Below are 23,563 nucleotides of genomic sequence, written 5' to 3' on the forward strand. Positions count from 1 at the left end.
ATAAGTTATTTGGGGCAACCTTTTAATCACAAAGCATTGTTCTTGCCTCGAAAAGAAGTTCCCAATCAGTATAGTTTATTTATGTGGTACGCAATACTCTCAAAAATCTTTTTCCTTCAGTTAACCCCAGAGTGGCTGAAATTACTGACGGAACGCCCTATGGGCGCAACAACGCTTGCTGGTGCAAATGGTGCCGCGTCAACCGATATTATGGAAAGCATGTTGCTGAAATTGCTTAGGCTTTGAAAATAGGATGCCAATCTCTAGGTAATTCTTAAATGATATGTGTAGGTCGGACCTTGGCGCGACAATAGCGAATTGTTTTCGAGAATAATTTTGGTTTTGTCGGGCCAAGGCCCGACCTACGCTAACTTAATGTCATTGATGCAAAGGTAGCTTCTTCCAGTTTCTCTTCTTCTTTTTTTAAGCTCACAATTTCTTTTCCTAGTTTTTCTCGCTGGACTTTCATGTCCCAAAGTTTGCGATGAGCTCCATTGGTGATTTCTTTCTTAACCTCTTCAATTTGTTTCGGAGAGAGCTCTTGTGTATGGCGATAGAATGCATACAGTTGCGCACATATCTCCTCAACTTTTTCCTCTTCAGTCAGTTTCTCACTGTCTGGCTTTAAGTGAAAATCAATTACACAACATAATGTGGCGCGTACGTTGTTCATATGCAATGCAGTTGCAAAGGCACGATAAGCAGCACTGTTGCGAACAAATAAAGGAATCAGCGGATTTTGTAAACTCCAAAAACCATCAAGTCGAATAACCTGAATAGGCATGTTATTCATCAATGCAAGCTTGGCTACCCCGGTGTAGACTCTGGGTGGCTCTTGACCGATTCTTGAAAAATTACCTTGCGGGAACAGTGCAACGCAACCCTTTTCTTTCAGTACTTCACTTGCTTTTTCTATCGCGCCAGCATTAGCAGTTCGTCCTTCACCTTTCTTTGCAGTGGCTTCTACTGGTATCGTTTGAAACATCTTCAGAAAACGAGCAACGCCGGGCAGGCCATTAAAACCCGTTGTGGCAAAAAAACGAGGTGGTTTGCCCTGCATTTTTGAGGCGACAACCGCTGCATCTACTAGGCCAGATTGATGTGGGCCTATGGCAATGAGGCTGCCTTCATCTTTTGTGTTATCAATCTCTAAATCGCCACTCTTTGTATGCATCATACGCATCATAAGCACCAAAAGGCCGGCTGCGACACGGGCAAAACGATCTTCGTAGTTAAGACGATTCTTCGACTCAGCGTATTTTAGAATGACGGCACACGTTGCTAAAGCAAGGCCTGTCAGCAGGATAAATTGCATATAAGCACTTGAGAAAGAGTCATCATTATTTTGATCGAAATGGCTATACATATGAACTACTCCTTGATCAGGGACAAATTGATTTTCGTGATTAATAAATTTAACCACACTCCTTTAAAATAAGATTTTGGTTTGCTGAACGTACTTTTGATGAGCTAGTTCTAACCAAGAGTTGCTATAGTACCTTTAAAATTGATGATGTCAATTAAACGGTGTAGGTCGGGCTAAGGCCCGACAATGCAAGCGCTGTCTGTTTTTACTATCATTTTTAGCCTGGTAATTTACGGAAGCTAACCGCTAAGCGGTTCCAGCTATTAATAGCGATAATTGCCATAGTGAGATCAACGAGTTCTTTTTCATGGAAACAAGTTAGGACTTCATTATAAATATCATCAGGAACATGGGACTCTGGTAATAAGGTAACTGCCTCCGTCCAAGCTAAGGCGGCGCGCTCGCGTGTATTAAAAAAAGGAGATTCTCTCCATACGACTACTGAATGAATGCGGCGTTCAGTGTCACCTTCTTTTACTGCTTCAGCACTGTGCATATCAACACAATAGGCACAGCCATTAATTTGCGAGGCACGTAGTTTAACCAGATTAAGAAGAGATGATTCTAACCCACAACTGGTGACATACTTTTCAACGCCTAACATCGCTTTAATCGCATCTGGTGCGGATTTATAAAAATCAATTCTTGTATGCATATGATTCTCCCTAAAATTTTTAATCAGATACCCTTATAATTTATAGCATGTCTATTCACTATCGAGTGTAACCTTGCGTGTCATAAAGCAAGGTCGGTATCAAGAAACATAGATTAGGCTTACTCTTGCTATGAAACATATAAAAAAATAAAGTATGAGTTTATTTCTTATTCAGGAAGATCATATGAATTTGCTTAATCAAATCATGAGTAAAAAAGCAAAATCTTTTGCCCTATTCTTAACTGTGCTTTTTGCTAAAAGCATGTATGCGAATGACAGTTCGTTTGGTGGTAGTGGTGCGTTGCCAATTCCTATATCACAACCTGACATCAAGATGGTTAAAGAAGTCATTATAATCACCGGCAAGAACTTAAATAATTCTGAATGGGATGGTTCCTGGCATTTTAGTTGTGATTTCCAATTTAAAAATACCTTAAACAAAGCGCTCAAGGTATCTATGGGCTTTCCTTTTCCAATCAATAATGGAATGAGTGAGATCGCTCTTCCCCAAGGTCAAAAAACCAGTGAAGGAAAAGCCCTGGTTTATGATTTCCAGGTGCGCGTGAATGATACTCCGGTTTCTTCACATAGAGAAAAAATTGCTCCGAATGAGGAAAAAAATTTAAATTACGAAGATGCTTACTTATGGGATACCACCTTTCCATCTCTGGCAACCGTCAACATTCACCATGATTATGTGACTGGGGCAACTTATGATGTAATGGGCTATCATTGGGTGTCTTATGTTCTCAAGACCGGAGCACTATGGCATGAGAATACCATTGGGCATACACAATTAGAGGTTATTCCCAACACGCCTACACGTCTGTGTTCTGAAATCAATCCTAAAGAAGAATATCTTCAGCCTACACCGGCTGGTATCAAGATTGTTGGTGATGGCAAAAATAGGAAATATGTATGGGATCTGGCTCATTTTCAACCTAAGTCCGATCTGTTGCTGTGCCTATATACACCAATAAGCTATGTTCGTCATACCATGATTTATCCCGCACTCAATTCAGAACATCCTGCGCATGCTTTAGCAAAATTGAGCACTAAAGAATTGCAGATTTTACGCAATACAATTTATGCTCAATACGGACGACAATTTAACTCTCCTGATTTACAAAGTTACTTTAAAAAACAATGGTGGTACGAGCCCAATCCTGATTATTCAGACAGTCAATTAACTGAAGAAGACAAAAAATTGTTATCGTTGATTAATCAAGTGCATAAAGCATAGCCAGGGGTGGTCTGTGTGGTACTTCGAAGCATCGAAACCCCGAGTTTCACTCCGTTGTACCCAGACTACGCGCCAGATAAAGATTTATTTCTTTAATCCATATCCCGTTTTAAAAATCCAGCTAATAATTGCCAGACATATTACGGTAAATGTTAAAATCATGGTGACACTAATGGTGAGACTCACATCACTATGCCCGTAAAAGCTCCAGCGAAAGCCGCTTACTAAATAGACAACTGGATTTGCTAGTGACACGTGATACCAGAAGGGAGGTAGCATATGAATGGAATAAAAACTGCCGCCAAGAAAGGTGAGCGGTGTAATGATGAGGAGCGGTATCAGTTGCAATTTTTCAAAGTCATCGGCCCATATGCCTGTGATAAAGCCCAACAGGCTAAAGGTCACGCTGGTCATAATTAAAAAAAATGTCATCCAAAACGGATGTGCAATATGCAGTGGCACAAAAAACCAGGCTGTTGTGAGTACAATCACTCCAATGATCACCGATTTCGTTGTTGCTGCACCCACATAGCCTAACACTATTTCGACAAAAGAAAGCGGGGCGGAGAGAATTTCATAGATAGTGCCTGTAAATCGCGGAAAATAAATGCCAAATGATGCGTTGGATACACTTTGTCCCAAAACGGTTAGCATAATCAGGCCCGGCACAATAAAAGCACCATACGGTATGCCATTGATATCTTGCATGCGGGAACCGATAGCAGATCCAAACACAATAAAATAAAGGACAGTCGAGATTACCGGAGAGGCAATGCTTTGCCCAAGAGTACGCAACATGCGCGCCATTTCAAATGTATAAATTGCACGAACACCACGTATATTCATTTTGTCTCCAACAATCCAATGAAAATATCTTCTAAGCTGCTTTGATGACTATTAATGTCCTTGGGGCGTATGCCATGCGATTTTAGACTATCCAATACCTCTGAAATATCATTCTCCGCTTCAGCATCATAAGTCAAAATCAATTTGCCACCGTTGTCATTCTTTTCCAGCGTCAACGGATAGTCTTTTAATTCTGGGGGTATGGTTGCTAGTGGCTCGCGTAAAACGAAAATTATCTGGTGTTTACCCATTTTCTGCATTAACGTTGCTTTATCTTCAGTCAGAATTAAATTGCCTTTATTAATAATACCCACGCGGTCGGCCATTATTTGTGCTTCTTCGATGTAATGCGTGGTGAGAATAATCGTAATACCCGTTCCGCGTAAGGTACGTACTTGCGCCCACATGGATTTACGTAGTTCCACATCGACGCCTGCTGTAGGCTCATCTAAAAAAAGAATCTCAGGTTCGTGTGATAGCGCTTTGGCTACCATGACTCGGCGTTTCATCCCACCCGATAAATGTTGAATCTGCTCGTCTTTTTTACTCCACAGTGAAAGACGCTTCAGTAGTTCCTCAATATATAAAGAATTCTTTGCCTTGCCAAATAAACCTCTGCTGAAGGTCACTGTGTCCCATACTGTTTCAAATGCGTCAGTCGTGAGTTCTTGGGGGACTAAGCCGACAGCCGCGCGTGCCTCGCGGTATTGGGCGATGTTATCATAGCCCGCTATGGCAACAGTGCCACTAGTGGGTTGCACAATGCCGCAAATGGCATTAATGAGCGTTGTTTTACCTGCGCCATTCGGACCAAGCAACGCAAAAATTTCACCCCGGCGAATCTCTAGGTTGATATCATCTAGTGCTTTAAAACCATTGGCATAAATCTTTTGCAGCCCTGTAATCGAAATAGCAATATCGTTTGGCATGAATGGCGTTACTCCCTTGAAGATAATTATGCGGCCAACGAGAATTATATGCTACGCTCAATTTCAGTTACTAGCCATTATCCTAAGTAAAAGTGGGTTGGGCCTTGGCCCGACTTACGACAGTAGATATTCATAGTGGAAGCCAACAGTTTTTTTTACGATAATTAAGATGTACCTTTATCAAACAGAGCAAGCTGATGAAAATTAACCACATTAAAAAAGAAGTAAAACTATTTTTACTTAATTCTTTTAGAGTTAAGGATATTGGTTATGCGGATAATCTTTTTGATACAGGGGCGATGCATTCGTTATTTTTCATTCAATTATTAGTTTTTATCGAGAAGAAATATAAAATTGATCTTGAGGTTGGTGAGTTTGAGCCAAAGCAGTTAACGAGTATTGATGCGATTGCTGACTTTATTGCGAATAAACTATAATTCAAATGGTTACTGATAAAGTTTTGGCCGGATCAATGTATGTAGAAATGGACACACGACATGAAACAAAAAAAACTGACTCTTCTTGGTGCAGGGACAATGGGTACAGGCATTGCCCAGCTGTTTGCACAATGTGGATTTTATGTCACCTTAATTGATAATCTCCAATCGCAATTAGATATAGCAAAAGATGTTATAGCTAAAAATTTACACTATTTGTTATTAACGCAAAATGTGCCCTCGAAACATTCCACTGAAACAATATTGGCATCAATTTCTTTTACAACACAACTCGATGAGCTTAAGCACTCTGAATACATTATTGAAAACATCCCTGAACATTGGGAACAGAAAAAAACGTTATACCAGGTATTAAATGAACAATGCAGTACAACCTGTATTTTTGGGGTAAACACATCGTCCATCTCGATTACTAAAATCGCATCACTTGTTGCGCATCCTCAACGCGTTATAGGGACACACTTTATGAACCCAGCGCCATTAATGCCTATGGTCGAGGTGATTAAGGGGTATCACACTGACGAATTGACTATAGAAAAAACCAGGTCGCTACTTGAGCAAGTTCATAAAAAAATGATTGTTGTAAAGGATTCCGCTGGTTTTGTGAGTAATCGGGCAATGATGATTTTTATTAATGAAGCCATTTTTATGGTACAGGAACACATTGCTTCAATCGAAGACATTGATATTTTATTTAAACAATGTTTTGGCCATAAAATGGGGCCATTACATACGGCAGATTTGATTGGTTTGGATACGGTTCTCTATTCTTTAGAATCAATATATTCACAGCTCAATGATCCAAAGTATCGACCATGCTGGTTATTAAAAAATATGGTCGATGCCGGGCTTCTTGGGCAGAAAACGAAAAAAGGATTTTATCAATATGAATAAGGTTTGTTTAATGCATTAGCTTGAGCCAAAAGTTACCCGTTATCGCGGGATTGTATCTGTTAGGTAATTCGTTGCCAAAGCTCAAGAATCGTAGGCTGGGCTGTTAAGCCCAGCATGTAACATTGCCAGCTAAGGATTTGGAGTGTAAGAATTAACTCTGCAAATGCTGGGCTTAACAGCCCAGCCTGCCCGTGCTATTTTTGTCAACGAATTACCTAATATATACAGGGATGACGCGGCAGTGTTTTTCACTCAAGCCAGCAAATTGTAAACAAACCTTAAGATCCTAAGGAGAGGAATTTTGCCTAACTACCAACCTCAATATGTGAAACAACAGCAACTCTTTAAGCAATTTATAGAAAGTTGCTTGCATCCTTATGCATCACGTTTTGATAAAGAACAACAGATTCCGCGCGATTTCTTTTATACATTAGCCCAAAATGGTTTTTTAGGTGCGGGCATTCCTAAACGATTTGGTGGGCAGCAATGGGATGAATTGACTGTTGGTATCATGCATGAGTCGTTTGCTAAAGAGCTGTGTTCCATGGCAAATATTTTAACTGTACTGGGCATGGTGAGTAAGTCGCTTATTCAGTTTGGTTCCGAGGTGCAGAAACAAACCTGGCTACCTCAGATTGCATCTGGGGACGTTTTAGCAGCATTGGCATTAACTGAATCAAATGTTGGTAGTGATTTGGAACATGTTGAAACTCAGTTGGTGGATAAAGAGGATGCATTCATTCTGAAAGGGAGCAAAAAATACATCACTTTAGGACAAATCGCGGATTTATTTTTAGTTTTAGCAAACTGCCAAGATCAACCCACAGCGATTCTTGTCGAAAAAAGCACACCAGGCGTAACTATTTCACCTATGTCTCATTTTTTAGGGTTACGCTCTAATATGTTGGCAGAAATTTCTTTTGATAATTGCCGTATTCCCAAAACCAATGTATTAGGTCGTATTGGTATGGGGCTTAGCTATGTTGTCCAAGCAGCTTTGGATGAAGGGCGCTATACAACCGCATATGGATGTGTTGGTCTAGGACAAGCATGCTTGGATGCAGCACTTCGCTATGCGCAAGAACGAAAACAATTTGACCGTACCTTAGATGAGCATCAGTTAATTCAAAAAATGATTGCTGAAATGATTGTGCAGGTTAAAGCTGCCCGCGAATTGTGTTTTTATGCGGGGGTGCTGAGACAACAAAAAAATCCGGCATACATTGCAGAAACTTTAGTCGCCAAATACGCTGCGTCAAAAATGGCTGTTTTTGTATCAAATCATGCACTGCAAATATTTGGTGCAGCGGGTTTTGAGGAAACATATCCTGTTGCACGATATTACCGAGATGCTAAGGTCATGGAGATCATCGAAGGAACCTCACAAATGCACGAAATTCTTATTTCTAAGCTTTGCAGCAATTCATAGAGGATGTTTTATAAAATGAACTCTTCAGTGCAGTACACAACAATTTTCTCCTTATTCGAGGAACAAGTAAGGAAAAATCCAGAAAATACTGCTATTTTCCTAGAAGATCGCCACATTTCGTATGCGGTCTTTAATAAACAAGTCAATCAATATGCACGGTACCTGCAAAGGAAAGGGCTGCCATTAAATGGAATTGTTGGCATTCAACTCCCGCGTTCTTTTGAAATGCTCGTGGCTATTTTTGCGGTATTAAAAGCGGGAGGTGCCTATTTACCAATCGATCCTCTAGCGCCCGTACTGAGAAATCAAACCATCATTGAAGACAGCCAAATCCAATTTCTAATCGTAGATGATCCTTCATTATTAACTGCAAAATCTGGATTAGATAATCTTCAGGTATTAAGCATTCGTGATCAGGTGTGTGATGAGAAATGCCATAATTTAAATCTACTGCGAGAAAAGCATGATTTAGCTTATGTGATGTATACCTCAGGAACTACCGGAAAACCCAAGGGGGTTATGATTTCGCATCAGGCTCTGGCTAACCGAATTCTCTGGATGCAAAACACATTTCCCTTACAAAGCCATGATGTTGTGTTTCATAAAACACACACATGTTTTGATATTTCTGTTTGGGAGACTTTCTGGTGGTCTGTTGCGGGCGCAGGAGTGGCCCTTTTGCCACCCCAAAAAGAACATGACATTAAGTTATTTATTCAGATGATAGAGCACTATCAGCTTCATGTTATTCATTTTGTACCTTCTGTATTACGTATCTTTTTAAGTTATATTGAGCAGGATTTTTCAATGAATCGCTTACGATCTTTAAAGTATGTCTTTTCAAGCGGAGAAGCGCTTGATGCGCGAAGCGCTAATTTATTTAATAAGCTGTTTCAAAACCAGGGAACACAATTAGTTAATTTATATGGCCCTACAGAGGCCACAATAGATGTTTCTTATTTTATTTGTGAGCAGCACAAGCGCTATCGAACTATCCCAATTGGAAAACCTATCCAAAATACGCAATTATTTGTGTTAGATGAGCAGCTTAATTTAACGGGTTTCGAACCTGGGGAACTATTCATTTCTGGAATTGGATTAGCTCAAGGTTATTTAAATAACCCAGAGCTTACCCAGGCATCTTTCATAGATAATCCTTATCTGCCTGGAGAAAAAATGTATCGTACTGGCGATATAGTTCGTTGGAATAAAAAGCATGAATTATTATTTTTAGGCCGCAAGGATGATCAGGTAAAAGTACACGGCATACGCATTGAATTAGGAGAAATACAATATCATTTATTAGAGCACCCCAACATCCAGGATGCAGTTGTTGTCTGTGAGAAAGTGAGTTTTTTTGAGCCTAGAATGGTCGTATTTTTAGTAGCGCATAACAAGCAAATAGAGCTTAGTAGCGCTGAACTGAAAGCGTTTTTAAAAACCAGAATTCCAGATTATATGGTTCCTGAGCACTACATCTGGTTAAGTACATTGCCTATAAAAGAAAATGGCAAAATAGATAAAGAGAAGCTATTGAGTTCCATTTAATTAGCGTAACTCTGCTGACAGAAATGACCTATACTTAAAATTAAAAGACAGTTGTTGTAGTAGACGGTAATTCAGACTCAGTTACCCCATTTATATACCATCTAATTAGTGTCTATTAAATTGCGCGACCAAAGAAATGGAGCCTTTAATAATGAATGCAAATGACCACTTAAACAAAGTTGCTATTGTAGGTATGGCTGTAAAACTTCCTGGTGCTAATGATCTTGATGAGTATTGGGATCTATTGAGGTTTGGCAAAGAAGCAGTGACTAAACTTTCTGCCGAGCAATTACAGGGATCAGGTATTTCCGAGCAATTAATCGTTGCACCCAATTACAAACCATACAGAGGTATCTTAGATAACTTAGAAGCATTTGATACTCCTCCATTGGCAAATACTAGCAAAAATTTTGAAGCGTTAGGCGTGCAAGGCAAAGTGATGTCCCATTTAACGCATCGTGCTTTGAGTTCCATGAGCAGTAATGCAAATGGCTTAATCAAAAACACTGCTGTTTATATTGGTACAAATAATCAGCCATCCTCTCATTTCTTAGGCTCCGCCTATTACCAGGCGATTGATACACAAAAAGCAATAGAGAGGTATTATTCAAAAGTAGTTGCACCTTATATTTCTTATCAATTTGGATTTCAAGGAAGCTCCATTGATTTATATACGGCCTGCTCATCTTCTTTAACCGCGGTGATACAAAGTTGCCGAGAGTTAAATAGTCATCAATGTGATATGGCTATTGCTGGGGCGTGCTTAATCGATTTGCCCCAGGAGGTTGGGTATATTTATGAAGAGAACGGATTATTTTCCTCTGACGGTCATTGCCATTCTTTTGATGCTTCAGCCTGCGGTACTTTATACTCAAATGGTGCTGGCTTAGTTGTTTTAAAGCGACTTGAAGATGCAATTGCTGATCATGATGAAATCCATGCGGTTATTATTGGATCTGCTATGAATAATGATGGCAATTCGTCAAAAGAAGGATTTATGGCCCCAGGAATTCATGGTCAATATACGTGCATACAATCGGCTTGGAAAAATGCAGGGATTGAGCCCAGTGATCTTGATTATATTGCTGCTCATGGCTCCTCAACCAAGCTTGGTGATGCAACAGAAATATACGCACTGAAAAAAGCATTTAAAGACGTTACAGGAACAAATCGTTGCCCACTAAGCTCGGTAATCAGCAATCTAGGCCATACGGGCATAGTATCTGGCATGGCTTCAATCATTAAAACAGTACTGATGCTCCAAAATAAAGCAATAGTTCCTTCAATTAATTTTGAAACCCCAAATCCAGATTTCATGTTGGAGGATTCCCCCTTATATATTGCTACTCAGTTACACGACTTCCCCCAAATAAAAGACCACTATTTAGCAGGGGTGTCTAGCTATGGTGCGGGTGGAAGTAACACGCATCTAGTTTTGCGTAGCTTCGTGTAACTAATTGTCGTTATAGCTTGGCGCAGCGTAGTGGAACCTAGGATTAAGCAAGTGTAGGTCCAGCCGATGATCATTCATCACTCAAGTTCGACTTCAATGGTATAAAACGATTCAGTTTGCCCGAATACAAATAGATAATTTCAGGTACTTCAATAATGCTTATTTTGGCATCATGGAATCCAACTTTGCTTAAACGTGTGCGTATATTGTTTTGGAGCTGAAGCTTGTTGATATAACCCGTGGTTACAATCTTAATATTGGCCCCCTCTATTGTTTGTTCGACTTGATATTCTAGAATATTTTTTTCTGGTAACAGCGCACCCAAAAAAAGCGAGTGATGAACAAAAATATTGCCTGGATAATTAAAGTCACACCCAGGTCGACCTTTAGGTGCTTTGATAAGCTGATGTTGAATACCACAATCACAGGTTTTATTTAAAAATAAAATTTCATCGGCGTTTTCATAGCGGATGAGTGGCAAAGTATAATTATATAAATTAGTTATATACACCTTGGTTGCCATAACTCCTGTATCAACAGGGCAATTTTGTGCATCCAATGGCTCAATAATGCATAGATCATCATTCAAATGCATTTCATCCGTATTCGCTCGGCAGTTTAGTCCTACCATCCCTTCAGTACAGCCAAAAATATTAAACACATCCACTTTAGGCCAGGTTTCTTTGATTAACGCCAATGTTTGTTCAAAAAGTGGTTCTCCGCCAAGAAAAAGAATCGTGGGCTCAATTTTTATTTGTCCTTTTTGCACTAATTGACATACTTTGTGAATGTATGACGGAGCGGCAGTCAAGATATCAGGACGAATTTGATTGAGACGAGTAATGACTACGTTTAAGGGGGTTATCGCCATGGGCAGGAAGTAGGTATTTTCATTATGTCGCCCAAAGGTTTTTGCTAAAGAGTAGGCGGCAACAGCTGTGTTTGCTACAAACAAACTCACCATTTTTGAATGTTCATTGAGTTTTTTAGTGATAAGCTGCGTGCGTTCATGGTTATAGAGTGGAAAGCGGAAAAATGCAGTGTGAAATGTAATCCACTCATCCCAATCATAAATAAATATGCCTCGTTTGCCACTGCTTCCCCCTGTTGCCACGGCATGATAATTAGAAAATAGGTACAAGGTATCGAGCCTATCATTTTTTTGGCTCACATGCTGTTCAACTAAGGCTAAGGACAGCTTGGGATCGGTGACAATTGCATCCCAGTTTTCCATTAGAATGGTTTTATTTATCGTAGGAAGTTCGTCTAATCGTTCTTTGGTGAAGTGCTCTACGTTGATTTTTGCCAGTGTTTTTTTATACCAGGGAGATTTTGATTTAGCGTGTAGTAATAATGCTCTTAGTCTTTTATTGATTAGCTCTTGCAGTATTTCTTTGGAATAGTAGATTGCTTCTTGATTTTTTAGAAACTGTTTCTTGAAATCTTGAGTGTGTTGTAAGGTTAATTCACGTGGCGTTATTGACCTATAATTCTGCTCAGGGCGATGAAACAAATGATTGAGTCTATTTAAGAAGCGTGAAAAAGACATATAGTTACCTTTCTTAATGCTCTTGAGATCATTATTCCTTCCTTTGAAGCTTTCCCATGTTTTTAATCCTTTGATTGTAGTATAGATTGTTTTACATACGTTGGTTCAATATCGCCAAGCATAAAAATAAGAAAATTAAATTGGTGAGACCACTTTTAATTTTTGAAGAAATATGGCATCTATCATGACGCATATACTTATTTTTAATAAAGAGTCTAAAAAGGAGAAGGATAAAGATATGAACCCTACACAATATAGTGTTCAAGAAACACGAGCAAAAGATGTAAGTATTAAAATAAATCAACAAGAATTTGAAGTAAAAGGAGTGTGCAAAAGCTTTTTATTTACAAGTTCAAGTCTTTACAAACATAAAAGGAAACAACCCTCATGAATGAGAGTATTGATCAAAAACAACCACGCTCAAACGAAGAGCTCATTGATTTCAGAAAAAAACACTTTTTACCTACCGCTGGATTTTACCATAAAGAACCAATCCAACTTGTTAAAGCACAGGGAACGTATGTATGGGACTCTGAAGGAAAACGTTACCTTGATGCCATCGGTGGCATTGTGTGTATCTCAGCTGGGCACAATCATCCTAAGATCAAAAAAGCACTTATTGATGCACTAGAAGATGATGTAATACAACATACAAGTCTTCTTTATTTAAATCAGGCACCCATCGATACCGCAGAGCGTTTGCTTGAAGAAGCACCTAATGGCATGGATAGGGTATCCTTTACTAATTCCGGTTCAGAGGCTAATGAGCTTGCCATCATGGCAGCACGTCATGCAACTGGAGAAACGATGGTAGTGAATGTGCGTCACTCGTATCATGGCGGTACTTCTGCGGCACTTGCCTCATGTGGCCATTCAATCTGGCGCTTCAAAGCACAGCCAGTTACGGGCGTAACTTCTGCGGTTGAACCCTATTGCTATCGCTGCCCATTTAAACAAAAACCTGACAGTTGTGATCTGTCTTGTGCGAAAAATGTTGAAACAACCATTCAAAATTCGACACACGGAAAAATAGCTGCGTTTATACTAGAGCCCGTGATGGGCGTAGGTGGTTTTATTACTCCTCCGGATGACTATTTTACTGAGGTCGCCCGTATTGTGCATAATTACGGTGGTAAATACATTAGTGATGAAGTCCAAACTGGAGCAGGTCGTGGGGGCGGTGATGTGTTACTAACCAAAACTTTGGATATCGATGCCGATATGGTAACTATGGCTAAAGGATTAGGTAACGGTGCTGCAGTTGGGGCAGTCCTGATGAAAACTGAGGTTGCTGAAACGATGACTGGAAAAACGTATTTTAATACGTTTGCCGGTGACCCATTACAAATGATCCAGTCTAGACTTACATTGGAAATTATTAAAGAAGAACAGCTTGTTGAAAATGCACGAGTTATGGGCAATCAACTAAAAGATGGTTTCCAGCAATTACAAAAGAAACATCCCATCATTGGCGATGTTCGCGGACGTGGTTTGCTTTTAGGAATTGAGCTCGTCAAAGATCCTATAACAAAAACTCCAGCATCTGATGAAGCATTCCAGTTAATGGATCTGTGTAAGGATAAAGGGCTATTAGTTGGCAAAGGTGGACAGTATGGTAATGTCTTCCGCATAGCGCCACCGTTGACAATTAATCAGGAACAAGTGGATTTCATACTCACAACACTTGATCAATCTTTATCAGAGTTAGCACGACTGTATACTCTTTAAAAAATATGTCTCAGGTCGAGAAGACCTAAGGCAAGCGTACCCGTTTGCTTGCAAACGGGTACGCTTGGTTGTCTACGCGCATCCCAATTCACCCTGTGGTCAACATACCACAAGAAATACCGGTGACGGTTTTACTTAAAAGCGGTAAATCTTTTCTTTTCATCGCCTCAATCTGAATGAGATTCAAGGGATGAATCATGGTTGACCTGAGTTGAATACTTTCCCCAAGCCAAGGCTGATGAAAACAAAAATCTTCTTCACCCGTTATTTGATAGAAGAATAGGATGGTTGACTCTAGTTCTTCTTGAAAAGGCTGTAGATATTCATTGGAGCCAGCCAATTGGCATAAGTACTGTTCCCAGATAGGAAGGTACACTTTAGAAAGAGTGACACCGAGTTGTTTTACAAAGGCAGCAAAAAGGGCATTTTCCTTATAAAGCGCCTTAAGCCTAGTTTGTCCAGGCTCATTGAGTTCTGACCAGGTGGAACCCACACCCCACCACGTTGGGAAAAGAAGTCGAGTTTGAGTCCAGCATAAGATCCAGGGGATGGCTCTGAGTTTTCTTTGATCAGGCCCAGATTTCCGTTTAGTTGGGCGCGAGCCAATCTTCAGTTCTGTCAAAAAATGATAAGGTGATGCTTGTTCAATTGTGGGCCAAAACCATTCACTTTGAATCAGTTCTTTATATTTTTGGCTGACTTTTGCGGAAAATAATAATAATTCCTCGGGATAATCATTAGGCGTGTTTTTATCTTTTTGTGCATAGATATCAAGGAACTTGTCAATCTGACTTTTGAGGATCGAACTTGAACCAAATAGTCTTGCAATCATTTCGCCCTGAATCGTCACTTTATAATTAGCCATCACTTCCTTAGACCAAGAGGCGGTTTGCTCATTGATATCCCCACCTCCACGCTCAATACTTCCGCCAGACCCATGAAAAAATATGGGCCTTAGGTTCTTATTTTCCAGTGTAGACTGAATACTTTTGAAGCTTTTCGCAATCATGAGTCGGGAAGGAAATACTCCATTTTCTTTAGACGAGTCCGAATAACCCAGCATGACTTCATAGCTGCCATCCCATTGTGTCAGATGCTTTTGTCTAATATCTTCAGTGATTGAGTGATTTAGAATTGTATCAGCGCTGGTGAGCGCAAGTTGATTTTCAAACAAGGGCACAACAGGAAGAGCGTAGCTTCCAAAAATTCGTTTTACCAGACTAATGCCATTTTTTATGTCCTCAGCAGATTCAACCATGCTGAGGATAAAACCGCGTATATAATTTTTGGGATCCGTTCCATGAGTTATAGAGTAGACTTGCTCAAGCATTTTGGTAATCGTCGTTTTTTCTATACTTGTTAAACTCTCTTTTACAACGGTTGAATCCTCTCTGAGCTCTAAAGGGATCACCAGTGCGGGATAGAGCTGAAAAATACCGGAAATAACGGAGAACTGTTCGAGTTCGAAATGGATAAACGTTAAGGTGTTTGTTTGTATCGCAGTTAATTCTTTTTGGAATGCAGATACGGTTTCATAATCTCTTGATTGTATTTTTCTAAGAGCGTGTGCTTTTTCAATAAACTGGTGGATCTGATTTTCTAATGTTTTGTTTGCATTTAATGAGGTTGTGAGCGTGACGATCTCTAGTACTTCTTTAAGACTTTTTTGAATGTAGTCAATAAAAAAAGATCGAGAAAGCTCAAGGCTTTTAACCATGATTTCTTCGTTAACACCTGAGTGCCCATCTTTATCACCTCCTACCCAGGTACGTAATTGAATAGGAATGCCTTTGACTAAAAAGGAATGATAAAGTTTGATGTTGAGCGGGCTGAGTGCATATTGATAAATGTATCGAGCCTCATCTTCTACGCTTGGTTTTTCATAGTTGGCAATATTAATCTGCAGTGAGATTTTAAGCATTTGATCGAGATAAGACTCATCCATCAGATAGGGAGATTTCAGCGTGTCGACAAGATAGTCGCGAATTGCTTTAAACAACGTTAAAAACTCATTGGTACGCGCTTCTGTTGGATGTGCTGTTAAGACATAATGAATGCCTTGAGGTTTGTCAGTGTAGGCTTTTTCTTTTCTTTGGTTGATACGGAAAATGCGGTAGGCGTTTTCACAGGCATTAATGAGCTCCATCATGAGTGAAAACCCATGGGCAATTTGATAAAGCTGACTACTATCAAGTTGAGCAAGTTCAATTTGCAGGCCATGCAGCGCCTTTCTCAGTGCAAACGTTTTATTCCCAATTGTATCTTGCATGGATAGTCGTATTTGCTCAATGCGGTCGTATGTTTCTTTGCCATAGACGTCTGCAATGGCTTTCCCTAAACGAGTAAGGGACCAGGAAACCATATGACTGAGTTCTCTTGGCAGATGGGAGACATTTTGGTTCATCGAAACTCCGATTTCTAAGAGGGGCTGTCGTTTCTCGATTGTAATATACTTCCATGTACCGAAAAACATTTTGTTTTCAAGAGCATGTCGGGCCTACGCTTACTTCAGCTGATTCTCAACCTCAAATTACAGAGAGCGCTCTACCGTTGACTGATCCCTCATGGCTGAATGAGGCAACAATTTCGGGTTGAGTATTGATAAATTGGCTAACTCGTTCCTTTGCTTTTTCCCAATTGTCTTTGTTTAACGCATAAAAGTAGCCATTGTTATTGATCATATGAGTTAGCAGATGAGGAAAAAAGTTGATCATGCCAATACGTGGAGCAAAAAATAAAATATCAATATCTCCATTGTCTCCATTAAAGTTTTTTATAGCATCCAGAAGGTTAGGAAGATGTAGCGCGCCCACTAGCATGACGATAACATCAGGTTTATATAAAGAATGCTGTTCAGAAATTTGACTGGCTATAATTTGGTCACGAAGTTCCTGGTTTTCTTTATTTGCTGTATCTGCCGCGAAAAAAGGATATAGTTTTAAAGACGATTCAATAAGTTCCTTTCTACCGAGTTCTTTATCTGCATTTATTGGATAGAGTACTTCAATGCGTTCTTCATAAGGTATTTCCAGGGCTATTCTGCATGTAAGGTTTTTTTCTCTGATTATTTGTAAAACATACAATAAAAAACTAGGACCATGACATGAAAGATGCTCTTCTCCTATTAAAATCAACTTCATTTGTTTCACTACATTAATAATACACGCATTTATTATACTGATTCGTTATTAAGGAATGCTTAACTGTAGCAGTTTGTTTCTATTTCTATCATTGATGAGTCATGTTAGGTCGCCCTGGCCCATTTATTGGGTAAACTTTGCTGGGGTCATTGTGGGGTTTCTTATTACCCGCTATTGCATGAGCGAGCGTAATGCGGGAAATAGGTCTTAAGAACAATAGATCTGTTCTTATATACCACCACTTGTTTTGCTATGCTTCTAATAGTTATTAATATTAATTAGGGAAGATTTTGTCATGGAGCGAAATAAAATGAATGCCCCAAACCACAGGGAAGTTTTTCAATTTGATCCAGTAGCCAAAATTCTTCACTGGATTCTTGCGCTGTTAATAATAGGGATGTTGATTTTGGGATGGTATATGGTTGCCATTGGCCTTGAGCCTCGTAGTCACTGGTATTTCAACTTGCATAAATCAATAGGGATTATTGTAGGGGTGCTCGTTTTATTTAGATTATGTTGGCGTTTTTTTCACAGACCAGGGCCTTATTCAGTAACGCTTCCTTTATGGCAAGTTAAGGCTTCTAGGGTTGTTCATGGGTTGCTTTATGCATTGATCATTTTAATGCCCTTAACGGGTTTTTTAGGTGAGTCATTCAACAAGTTTGGCGTGGCCTTTTTCGGGTTGCCTATTTCAATTGGGGTGAATGTAAATGTAGATGCATCAAATCAACTCCTAAATATTCACGGGATTTTTGCCTGGATATTGTTAACCTTGATTATCATACATATTCTTGCGGCATTGAAACATCTGCTGATTAACAAAGATAACGTATTTAGAAGGATGTGGTTTAGCAAGCGCGGGTGAAATGAGGTGAAACCAGGGTTCTAGCTTTTCGAACATTCATAGAGGCTACGCTTGCTGGTAGCCAGAAAGTACTGGGTGAAGGCGAGGCCGTAACCCGAGGTTTCAGATAAAAAAAATCAGGATCCTCATTCTTCCCGGGTTCCGCGTCGCTTCACCAGGCCGCAACTCTCTCATACTGAGCTAAATGCGTTCATATTTCTGGTGCGCTTAGGTTTAGAATGATTTTCTTTAAGCACAGTCGGCTCGCCTTTTTTAGCGAAAAAACTTTTAGTGGAAAGCGGTGATTTTAATTCTGCTTCGCCTGCTTTTCTTTTTAATTGCTTGCGCGTATTTTTTGCAGGTCCATCTTCAAGTGTTTTCATTTTTTGTTGTTCTATTGTCGGGGCTCGGGGCGTATTTTTTGCCTTGGTTGAAGCAGCACGAGTTGGTTTACTATCCATTGCTTGATCATTGCCAGGTCTTTGGGAGACTGAGAACATTCTTCGTGCTGTACTCCTATTTAGTGCTTTTTTGTTTAAGGCAGATACTGCTTGTTCAGGAAGGTCTGGCGTTAGGCTAGGAGAGCTTGTTGTGGTTTTAATGCGCTTAGAGTTTCCACTGTAAAGCACGTCTAAAGAAGCGCTACATTCTTTTCTAGTAGGATAAAATGCGTTTAGAGTCGCTTGATGGAGCTCACTAAATGTTGTACATAGCTCTTGAATATCTTTATAGCCTTGCTTACCTTGTGCTGGATTACGTAACTCCACAACCACTGCTTTTACAGGATCCTCCTTACTCCCAAGATTAGCGATTGGTATAAAGCGGTCTGTTAAACAACCTATTGGATCTGCGGGGGCACAATCAGGATCTACAGGGATGCCTTGAAATGTTTGCTGATAAAAATCATCAAATAGTTCCATGAAAGAATCACATTTAAACATCAAATGTCCAGCATGCTCTTCAGTATTTCCTACTCCTCCATTAGCAATTTTTATAGCACGCTGACAAAAGGTTTTAATATTTCTTTTAGGAATATTCTTTAATAATTGCTGTTCATAAGGATGGAGTTGTTTAAAAAAATTCGCCAGTGTTGTTTTCATAAAATAGGGGAAAATAGACTTTTTCAGGGTATTCGCTAAGTCGATAGCAATTTCATTGACTTCTTTATCCGTTGGCGGTTTGCCTTCACCTCCTTTAGTGATTCTGGCTTTTTTATGTTGTTGGGCTATCCATAAAGCGTCTTGTTGAAATAATGTCACAAGATAATTTTCACTGGTGGAAATCATGGCTATTTCATACGCCATCCCTCTTAAGAAATCTTTAGCACCAATAGCGTTGCCAGGGAATTTGTAGGTTGTAAAAAATTGATCAGCGAGCTCGACCGCGGTGGCAAAAGTTTGTTGTTCATATTCTGTGAGCTTTAGATGTGGGCGGCTCTCATTAAAATCAGCTGCAACCTCTTTTTCGTTATCAAGAAGCGGAAATTCTGTGGCAATAGGGAACGTTTTTTTAACTTGAGGATCAAAAACACAACCTATAGGGATACTCATATTATATTGGGTGGTAAATACAGGATTATACTCAGGGTCTAAATCAGCATAGCTTAATTGTAAAACCCATCGAGCATCTTCTGGGAACTTAAATTCAAAATCTGGACCAGAGTTTTTAGGGTCAAAAATATCATGGGGTAAGGTTAAATATAGTTTAGTAGTAGTCCCTTTTAAGTCATTATAATAGGTAATAAAATCACTTAGATTAAGATAATGTTTTATACCCGATTCTTTTCTAGTTGGATGATGGTAATCTTTAAATTGGCTGCGGCGCAGCAGGGTTTTTTGTTGCGTTAACCAATCTGAATACGCTTTAGTAAGGTGCAACAGCTCTTCAGTATTGTGCGGTTCTGGACCAGAACGAAATTCAATAGAAGTTCTTTTGGGAAAGAGATTGCTCTCTTCAGAACGATTAGAATCTGTGGACATACAGAGTTTGTTCGCCTTATCCATAGGCTGAGCAATGATGTCATTATAGGCATCTTTAAGAGGGTGAAAGACAACTTGATCGGTAGACGGAATAAAATAATGTACGCCTAATGCGCCTTGGCCTAGATAATCAGCTAAGGTTTCAATTTCGGGTCCAGCGAGCATTTTTAATGGGCTGACACGCGCTTTTTCTTTTTTCATTCTGGCCATACAATCACTCATTAAAACTAAATGGTCAAAATTATAACAATCGAATATTATGAAGGTCAAAATAAATTTGCACTATGTTTTATATTGCAGGGTTAGAGTTGTTGCCATATGCAAATAGAAGAGAGATTTTGCGATCTAAAAAACAATGAAGTATGGATTTTGGATTTGCGCATGTTCATACGACTCACATGCATTGCTTTAACTTAAATGGTTTCATATAAGATCCTCGCAATTTCAATTGTGTGGTTATTTGGACTGTTAAATCCTTCGATATCCCACGCAGCTGAGCGTAGCGCTAAACAAAAAGCCCAAGCCTTAATGTGTTGTAGATCAAAAGGCAGCATTTCGGCAAGTACATTTAAACGCGCTTCGACTGTATTTTTCAAGGAATGCTTAGGAAAACAATCTAAGGGATTAAAAACCATTGGTCCTATTTCAGCGCAAGGGTTGCCAATATATCCGTGAGGATCGATGACACACCAAGAAGTACCGCTTTGTAAAATATTATCGTGATGCAGATCGCCATGTAGAATAATATCATGAGAGCAATCAGCACAAAGTTCTTTAAAAATAGATTCAGCGTGCTCAATGACATGTGTATCCAGATGTCCACGTAAAAAAGCAAAAGCAGAGATATGTTCAGAAATATGCTGATAATTCATTTTCTGATGTAAGGTATCAGCAGATTGCAAATCTAAAATAACTTGGGCAATTATTCGAGTTGCTTTTTCATCATGTCCTTCTTTTACAAGATGTTTCAAAGAAGTTCCGGGCTCAAATTTTTCCATTAGATAAGCATTATTTTTTTTATCCAGGTGAAATATACTCGGAACACTTTTTGTGTGTGCATCTAACCACTCAGCCTCTGCCATAAGTTGTGCAGCAGCAGGTGCTGTTTTAAGTATTGCTAATTGTGATTGCCACTGAACTACGGCAACAAAATTATAAGAAATATCTTTTACAGGATGGAGTATTTTTAAATTCCATTGTGCTGATAATGTTTTTAAGTGGGCTGGAAGATTGCTAAGCCATGTTATGCCTTCTTGGCCATAAGTAGCATGTATGTTTTTAATAAAAGAAGGGTTTAGTTTCATTGGTTATCACGTGAGCAATGGTATTGGGAAAAACAGATTTTGATCGTTTATTATACCCTTTGAGCGCTTGCAATAAAATATGGAACGTAAAACATGAATCCAGCTCAAATGCCTAATTTATACTTAAAAACTGAGTCGATATGTAGGTCGGTCCTTGACCCAACAAGGGTTTAAACCATGTCTTGTTTATTTAATATAACGGGCTTATCAAGTATCCGTATAATATCTGCGGAACCATATATGATAGTTCTTCCAGAGCGATAAATGGCTGTTAAAATATTTTTATTTTGGAGATTATGAATTGCATAATATATTCCTGATAGAGACACATCTAACTCATTAGCCATCTCACAAGCAGTAAAAAAAGGAGTATTCAATAGCTGCTCAATAATTTTATTCTCAATCGTGTTTAAATGAGCAGAGGTACGCGTTTTATAGCCTGTAAGGATTTGTTGGATATGCTCCATTCTTGAGACTAACTCACAGCAGACCAATGAAATAATATCAAAAAAATAAATAAGCCATGCATACCAATAGCCTTTGCGCGCTTGACTAATTGCTTTCGAATAGGCCTCCACCGTTGAATAAAAATAGCTGTATATAAAAAATACACCGACAGATAAAAAATGTTCCGGTAATTGTTTATTTTGAGTCAGCAATAAGGCAATCAATAGATTTCCAATTCGGCCATTTCCGTCATAAAAAGGATGAATCGATAGAAATTGAACGTGGCTAATGGCTGCGTGTAGTATAGGAGAAAACGTTTTATCTTGAAGAAATAAATCATGATTTATCAAACAATAAGGTAAATATTTTGCAGGCGGCGGCTTATATGAGATTTTACCTGTTGTATGATTTTTTAATACGACTTGCCGTGTCCGAATTTCTCCTGGATGAAAACGTTGACTATTCGAGTCATCTTGCGTCATTTTTTTGTGTATTTTTTGTAATAATTCCACCGATATAGTGTGAGTATTTAATAATTCCAGACTGTATTCAATCGCTACATGATAATGGAGCAAGGTACTTAAATCAGTTAAATTTCCACGCGGGCAAATAATTATTTGATGTGTGTCGCTCATGTCTTCTTTGGGAGCTAGCGATGGATTCGCTATGAATGGTTTGAGCAGTAACGCAGGGTTTAAGAAACATTGACTTAGGTGATTGAGACGATTTAAATAGTGCTCCGCCTGCACTAAGGAATTTTGCAATTTTTTATTCCATATTAAAGCGGGCATGGGATTGAGCGTAAATAGCGCTTCTTCGCGAAACAATTGGCTTGTTTCTGCAGCAACCGCATGATTTTCCTCGATAAATTGCATTGCTTTCACATCATTTTGAGGACAGATCAATCAACATGTGTGGAAGTTGTTGAATGCGTCGTAGAATAAGCTGTTTTATTCGTAAGTTTACTAAGCTTTCCCAAATGTTTTGATCTAATTTTTACCGTGCTTTTAGAAGCATCCTGCGTATTTTCTATATCATGTGATGCGAGTGAGCTTATTTGAGGTTTATTTGGTAACTCGCTATTTGTCGTTCCCCAAAGAGGAGAGGCGAAGGTATTGATAATGGCTAATGACGTCACAAGTTGTAATTTTTTACTCTTTTCCATTGTTGATTTCCCTTTCATGGAGACTATAAATTAGTATAAACAAATCATGGCTTTTTTCAAATTTGCAGGTGCAGCGCCAATTGATAATTACTTAACTGCATTGAAATGAGTAACCACCAATTTAAGGGGTGAGTAGAATTGTTTTTGTCGGGCCAAGGCCCGACCTACGCTTGCTTCATTAATATGGGCCAGTATTTATTCTGTTACGGTGCTTTGGCGAGGGGTTAAAACGGCCAAGACAAGCGCGATAATAAATAAAGCAGGAACATCCCCATATAAATGAGCAAAATGCTGAGGGTAATATAATGCTTGGATGGCCATGATGCCGCCATGCACGAGACTGGACCAAACAGTAAACCAAATTAAACTTAAATGTTGTATTGGATTCTTTGCGGCCAGGATTAAAAAAATGCCTAAAGTGACATAAATTCCTAATATCATTTGTAAATAGACATTTTGCCCAACCAGGTGCCATGCCCAGCCTGAAGGCCAAAAAAGAGTTAATGGATATACCGCGAAGATAAAAATTAGTCCAACAATAACCAAGGCAACTCGAAGCATTGAGTAATCGTTTTTAGCATCCATG

Annotated in this window: 22 protein-coding genes; 10 read left to right on the top strand and 12 right to left on the bottom strand. The window is 39.2% G+C overall.

Annotation, left to right across the window (positions count from 1 at the left end):
* Positions 1-42 precede the first annotated feature (42 nt).
* Positions 43-246 carry a hypothetical protein gene (locus tag BGO44_RS06760; RefSeq protein WP_273197788.1) on the top strand — a complete coding sequence of 68 codons (204 nt, stop codon included), beginning with the start codon at positions 43-45 and terminating at the stop codon, positions 244-246.
* Between the two features lie 121 nt (positions 247-367).
* Here BGO44_RS06760 and BGO44_RS06765 read toward each other — a convergent pair whose 3' ends face one another.
* Positions 368-1,423 carry a lysophospholipid acyltransferase family protein gene (locus BGO44_RS06765; protein ID WP_273197787.1) on the bottom strand — a complete coding sequence of 352 codons (1,056 nt, stop codon included), beginning with the start codon at positions 1,421-1,423 and terminating at the stop codon, positions 368-370.
* A gap of 160 nt (positions 1,424-1,583) precedes the next feature.
* Positions 1,584-2,021 (bottom strand): carboxymuconolactone decarboxylase family protein, encoded by a 438-nt coding sequence (locus BGO44_RS06770; protein ID WP_058509693.1) that lies wholly within the window; start codon positions 2,019-2,021, stop codon positions 1,584-1,586.
* 184 nt (positions 2,022-2,205) lie between these two features.
* Between BGO44_RS06770 and BGO44_RS06775 the strand changes: the two genes are divergently transcribed.
* The gene (locus tag BGO44_RS06775; RefSeq protein ID WP_273197786.1) at positions 2,206-3,264 is read left to right on the top strand and encodes a YARHG domain-containing protein; all 1,059 of its coding nucleotides are present in this window, start codon (positions 2,206-2,208) and stop codon (positions 3,262-3,264) included.
* Positions 3,265-3,348: 84 nt separating this feature from the next.
* Here BGO44_RS06775 and BGO44_RS06780 read toward each other — a convergent pair whose 3' ends face one another.
* Together BGO44_RS06780 and BGO44_RS06785 are read right to left on the bottom strand one after the other, a co-directional pair.
* Positions 3,349-4,110, bottom strand: a complete 762-nt coding sequence (locus tag BGO44_RS06780; RefSeq protein ID WP_273197784.1) for an ABC transporter permease — start codon at positions 4,108-4,110, stop codon at positions 3,349-3,351.
* Complete coding sequence (locus BGO44_RS06785) at positions 4,107-5,039, bottom strand: ABC transporter ATP-binding protein (protein WP_273197783.1); 933 nt, start codon at positions 5,037-5,039, stop codon at positions 4,107-4,109. The genes BGO44_RS06780 and BGO44_RS06785 overlap by 4 nt, the downstream gene beginning before the upstream one ends.
* 197 nt (positions 5,040-5,236) lie before the next feature.
* On the opposite strand from BGO44_RS06785, the gene BGO44_RS06790 reads away from it, so the two are divergent.
* The 5 genes from BGO44_RS06790 to BGO44_RS06810 all read left to right on the top strand — a co-directional run bounded on the left by BGO44_RS06790 (position 5,237) and on the right by BGO44_RS06810 (position 10,821).
* Positions 5,237-5,476: an acyl carrier protein gene (locus tag BGO44_RS06790; protein WP_273197782.1), complete on the top strand. Its 240-nt coding sequence runs from the start codon at positions 5,237-5,239 to the stop codon at positions 5,474-5,476.
* A 60-nt stretch (positions 5,477-5,536) separates the two neighbouring features.
* Positions 5,537-6,391, top strand: a complete 855-nt coding sequence (locus BGO44_RS06795) for a 3-hydroxyacyl-CoA dehydrogenase family protein (protein WP_273197781.1) — start codon at positions 5,537-5,539, stop codon at positions 6,389-6,391.
* Between the two features lie 301 nt (positions 6,392-6,692).
* Positions 6,693-7,820 (top strand): acyl-CoA dehydrogenase family protein, encoded by a 1,128-nt coding sequence (locus BGO44_RS06800; RefSeq protein WP_273197780.1) that lies wholly within the window; start codon positions 6,693-6,695, stop codon positions 7,818-7,820.
* 15 nt (positions 7,821-7,835) lie between these two features.
* Positions 7,836-9,368: an amino acid adenylation domain-containing protein gene (locus BGO44_RS06805; protein WP_273197779.1), complete on the top strand. Its 1,533-nt coding sequence runs from the start codon at positions 7,836-7,838 to the stop codon at positions 9,366-9,368.
* 151 nt (positions 9,369-9,519) lie between these two features.
* Positions 9,520-10,821 carry a beta-ketoacyl synthase N-terminal-like domain-containing protein gene (locus BGO44_RS06810; protein ID WP_273197777.1) on the top strand — a complete coding sequence of 434 codons (1,302 nt, stop codon included), beginning with the start codon at positions 9,520-9,522 and terminating at the stop codon, positions 10,819-10,821.
* A gap of 70 nt (positions 10,822-10,891) precedes the next feature.
* On the opposite strand, the gene BGO44_RS06815 is transcribed toward BGO44_RS06810, so the two are convergent.
* Entirely contained in the window at positions 10,892-12,370 is a 1,479-nt protein-coding gene (locus BGO44_RS06815) for a phenylacetate--CoA ligase family protein (protein WP_273197776.1), read from the bottom strand.
* A 184-nt stretch (positions 12,371-12,554) separates the two neighbouring features.
* Between BGO44_RS06815 and BGO44_RS06820 the strand changes: the two genes are divergently transcribed.
* Positions 12,555-12,761, top strand: coding sequence for a hypothetical protein (locus tag BGO44_RS06820; protein WP_058509684.1), 207 nt, complete (start codon positions 12,555-12,557; stop codon positions 12,759-12,761).
* Entirely contained in the window at positions 12,758-14,098 is a 1,341-nt protein-coding gene (locus BGO44_RS06825) for an aspartate aminotransferase family protein (RefSeq protein WP_058509683.1), read from the top strand. Before BGO44_RS06820 ends, BGO44_RS06825 begins: the two co-directional genes overlap by 4 nt.
* A gap of 88 nt (positions 14,099-14,186) precedes the next feature.
* Here BGO44_RS06825 and BGO44_RS06830 read toward each other — a convergent pair whose 3' ends face one another.
* Together BGO44_RS06830 and BGO44_RS06835 are read right to left on the bottom strand one after the other, a co-directional pair.
* A complete protein-coding gene (locus BGO44_RS06830) occupies positions 14,187-16,502 on the bottom strand; it encodes a phosphoenolpyruvate carboxylase (protein WP_273197775.1) in 2,316 nt (771 codons plus the stop codon).
* 121 nt (positions 16,503-16,623) lie between these two features.
* Positions 16,624-17,238: a hypothetical protein gene (locus tag BGO44_RS06835; RefSeq protein WP_273197774.1), complete on the bottom strand. Its 615-nt coding sequence runs from the start codon at positions 17,236-17,238 to the stop codon at positions 16,624-16,626.
* A gap of 295 nt (positions 17,239-17,533) precedes the next feature.
* Here BGO44_RS06835 and BGO44_RS06840 point away from each other — a divergent pair, with 295 nt between their 5' ends.
* Positions 17,534-18,103, top strand: a complete 570-nt coding sequence (locus BGO44_RS06840) for a cytochrome b (RefSeq protein WP_068310883.1) — start codon at positions 17,534-17,536, stop codon at positions 18,101-18,103.
* Positions 18,104-18,273: 170 nt separating this feature from the next.
* Here BGO44_RS06840 and BGO44_RS06845 read toward each other — a convergent pair whose 3' ends face one another.
* The 5 genes from BGO44_RS06845 to BGO44_RS06865 all read right to left on the bottom strand — a co-directional run bounded on the left by BGO44_RS06845 (position 18,274) and on the right by BGO44_RS06865 (position 23,562).
* A complete protein-coding gene (locus BGO44_RS06845) occupies positions 18,274-20,271 on the bottom strand; it encodes a hypothetical protein (RefSeq protein WP_273197771.1) in 1,998 nt (665 codons plus the stop codon).
* Positions 20,272-20,474: 203 nt separating this feature from the next.
* Positions 20,475-21,365, bottom strand: coding sequence for an aminoglycoside phosphotransferase family protein (locus BGO44_RS06850; protein WP_273197769.1), 891 nt, complete (start codon positions 21,363-21,365; stop codon positions 20,475-20,477).
* 170 nt (positions 21,366-21,535) lie between these two features.
* A complete protein-coding gene (locus BGO44_RS06855) occupies positions 21,536-22,687 on the bottom strand; it encodes a Fic family protein (RefSeq protein ID WP_273197767.1) in 1,152 nt (383 codons plus the stop codon).
* 26 nt (positions 22,688-22,713) lie between these two features.
* Entirely contained in the window at positions 22,714-22,977 is a 264-nt protein-coding gene (locus tag BGO44_RS06860; protein ID WP_273197766.1) for a hypothetical protein, read from the bottom strand.
* 195 nt (positions 22,978-23,172) lie between these two features.
* Positions 23,173-23,562 carry a DUF6632 domain-containing protein gene (locus BGO44_RS06865; RefSeq protein WP_273197764.1) on the bottom strand — a complete coding sequence of 130 codons (390 nt, stop codon included), beginning with the start codon at positions 23,560-23,562 and terminating at the stop codon, positions 23,173-23,175.
* Position 23,563 lies beyond the last annotated feature (1 nt).

The organism is Legionella sp. 39-23 (genome assembly GCF_001897665.1).
GTDB classification, from domain to species: Bacteria; Pseudomonadota; Gammaproteobacteria; order Legionellales; family Legionellaceae; genus Legionella; species Legionella steelei.

Excerpts from the sequence above, each read along its gene's own strand:
- BGO44_RS06835 (WP_273197774.1), bottom strand. The coding sequence starts at position 17,238 with ATGAAGTTGATTTTAATAGGAGAAGAGCATCTTTCATGTCATGGTCCT.
- BGO44_RS06820 (WP_058509684.1), top strand. The coding sequence starts at position 12,555 with ATGACGCATATACTTATTTTTAATAAAGAGTCTAAAAAGGAGAAGGAT.
- BGO44_RS06770 (WP_058509693.1), bottom strand. The coding sequence starts at position 2,021 with ATGCATACAAGAATTGATTTTTATAAATCCGCACCAGATGCGATTAAA.
- BGO44_RS06815 (WP_273197776.1), bottom strand. The coding sequence starts at position 12,370 with ATGTCTTTTTCACGCTTCTTAAATAGACTCAATCATTTGTTTCATCGC.
- BGO44_RS06825 (WP_058509683.1), top strand. The coding sequence starts at position 12,758 with ATGAATGAGAGTATTGATCAAAAACAACCACGCTCAAACGAAGAGCTC.
- BGO44_RS06775 (WP_273197786.1), top strand. The coding sequence starts at position 2,206 with ATGAATTTGCTTAATCAAATCATGAGTAAAAAAGCAAAATCTTTTGCC.
- BGO44_RS06850 (WP_273197769.1), bottom strand. The coding sequence starts at position 21,365 with ATGAAACTAAACCCTTCTTTTATTAAAAACATACATGCTACTTATGGC.
- BGO44_RS06840 (WP_068310883.1), top strand. The coding sequence starts at position 17,534 with ATGGAGCGAAATAAAATGAATGCCCCAAACCACAGGGAAGTTTTTCAA.
- BGO44_RS06805 (WP_273197779.1), top strand. The coding sequence starts at position 7,836 with ATGAACTCTTCAGTGCAGTACACAACAATTTTCTCCTTATTCGAGGAA.
- BGO44_RS06865 (WP_273197764.1), bottom strand. The coding sequence starts at position 23,562 with ATGGATGCTAAAAACGATTACTCAATGCTTCGAGTTGCCTTGGTTATT.
- BGO44_RS06855 (WP_273197767.1), bottom strand. The coding sequence starts at position 22,687 with ATGCAATTTATCGAGGAAAATCATGCGGTTGCTGCAGAAACAAGCCAA.
- BGO44_RS06785 (WP_273197783.1), bottom strand. The coding sequence starts at position 5,039 with ATGCCAAACGATATTGCTATTTCGATTACAGGGCTGCAAAAGATTTAT.
- BGO44_RS06790 (WP_273197782.1), top strand. The coding sequence starts at position 5,237 with ATGAAAATTAACCACATTAAAAAAGAAGTAAAACTATTTTTACTTAAT.
- BGO44_RS06795 (WP_273197781.1), top strand. The coding sequence starts at position 5,537 with ATGAAACAAAAAAAACTGACTCTTCTTGGTGCAGGGACAATGGGTACA.
- BGO44_RS06780 (WP_273197784.1), bottom strand. The coding sequence starts at position 4,110 with ATGAATATACGTGGTGTTCGTGCAATTTATACATTTGAAATGGCGCGC.
- BGO44_RS06845 (WP_273197771.1), bottom strand. The coding sequence starts at position 20,271 with ATGGCCAGAATGAAAAAAGAAAAAGCGCGTGTCAGCCCATTAAAAATG.
- BGO44_RS06860 (WP_273197766.1), bottom strand. The coding sequence starts at position 22,977 with ATGGAAAAGAGTAAAAAATTACAACTTGTGACGTCATTAGCCATTATC.
- BGO44_RS06830 (WP_273197775.1), bottom strand. The coding sequence starts at position 16,502 with ATGAACCAAAATGTCTCCCATCTGCCAAGAGAACTCAGTCATATGGTT.
- BGO44_RS06810 (WP_273197777.1), top strand. The coding sequence starts at position 9,520 with ATGAATGCAAATGACCACTTAAACAAAGTTGCTATTGTAGGTATGGCT.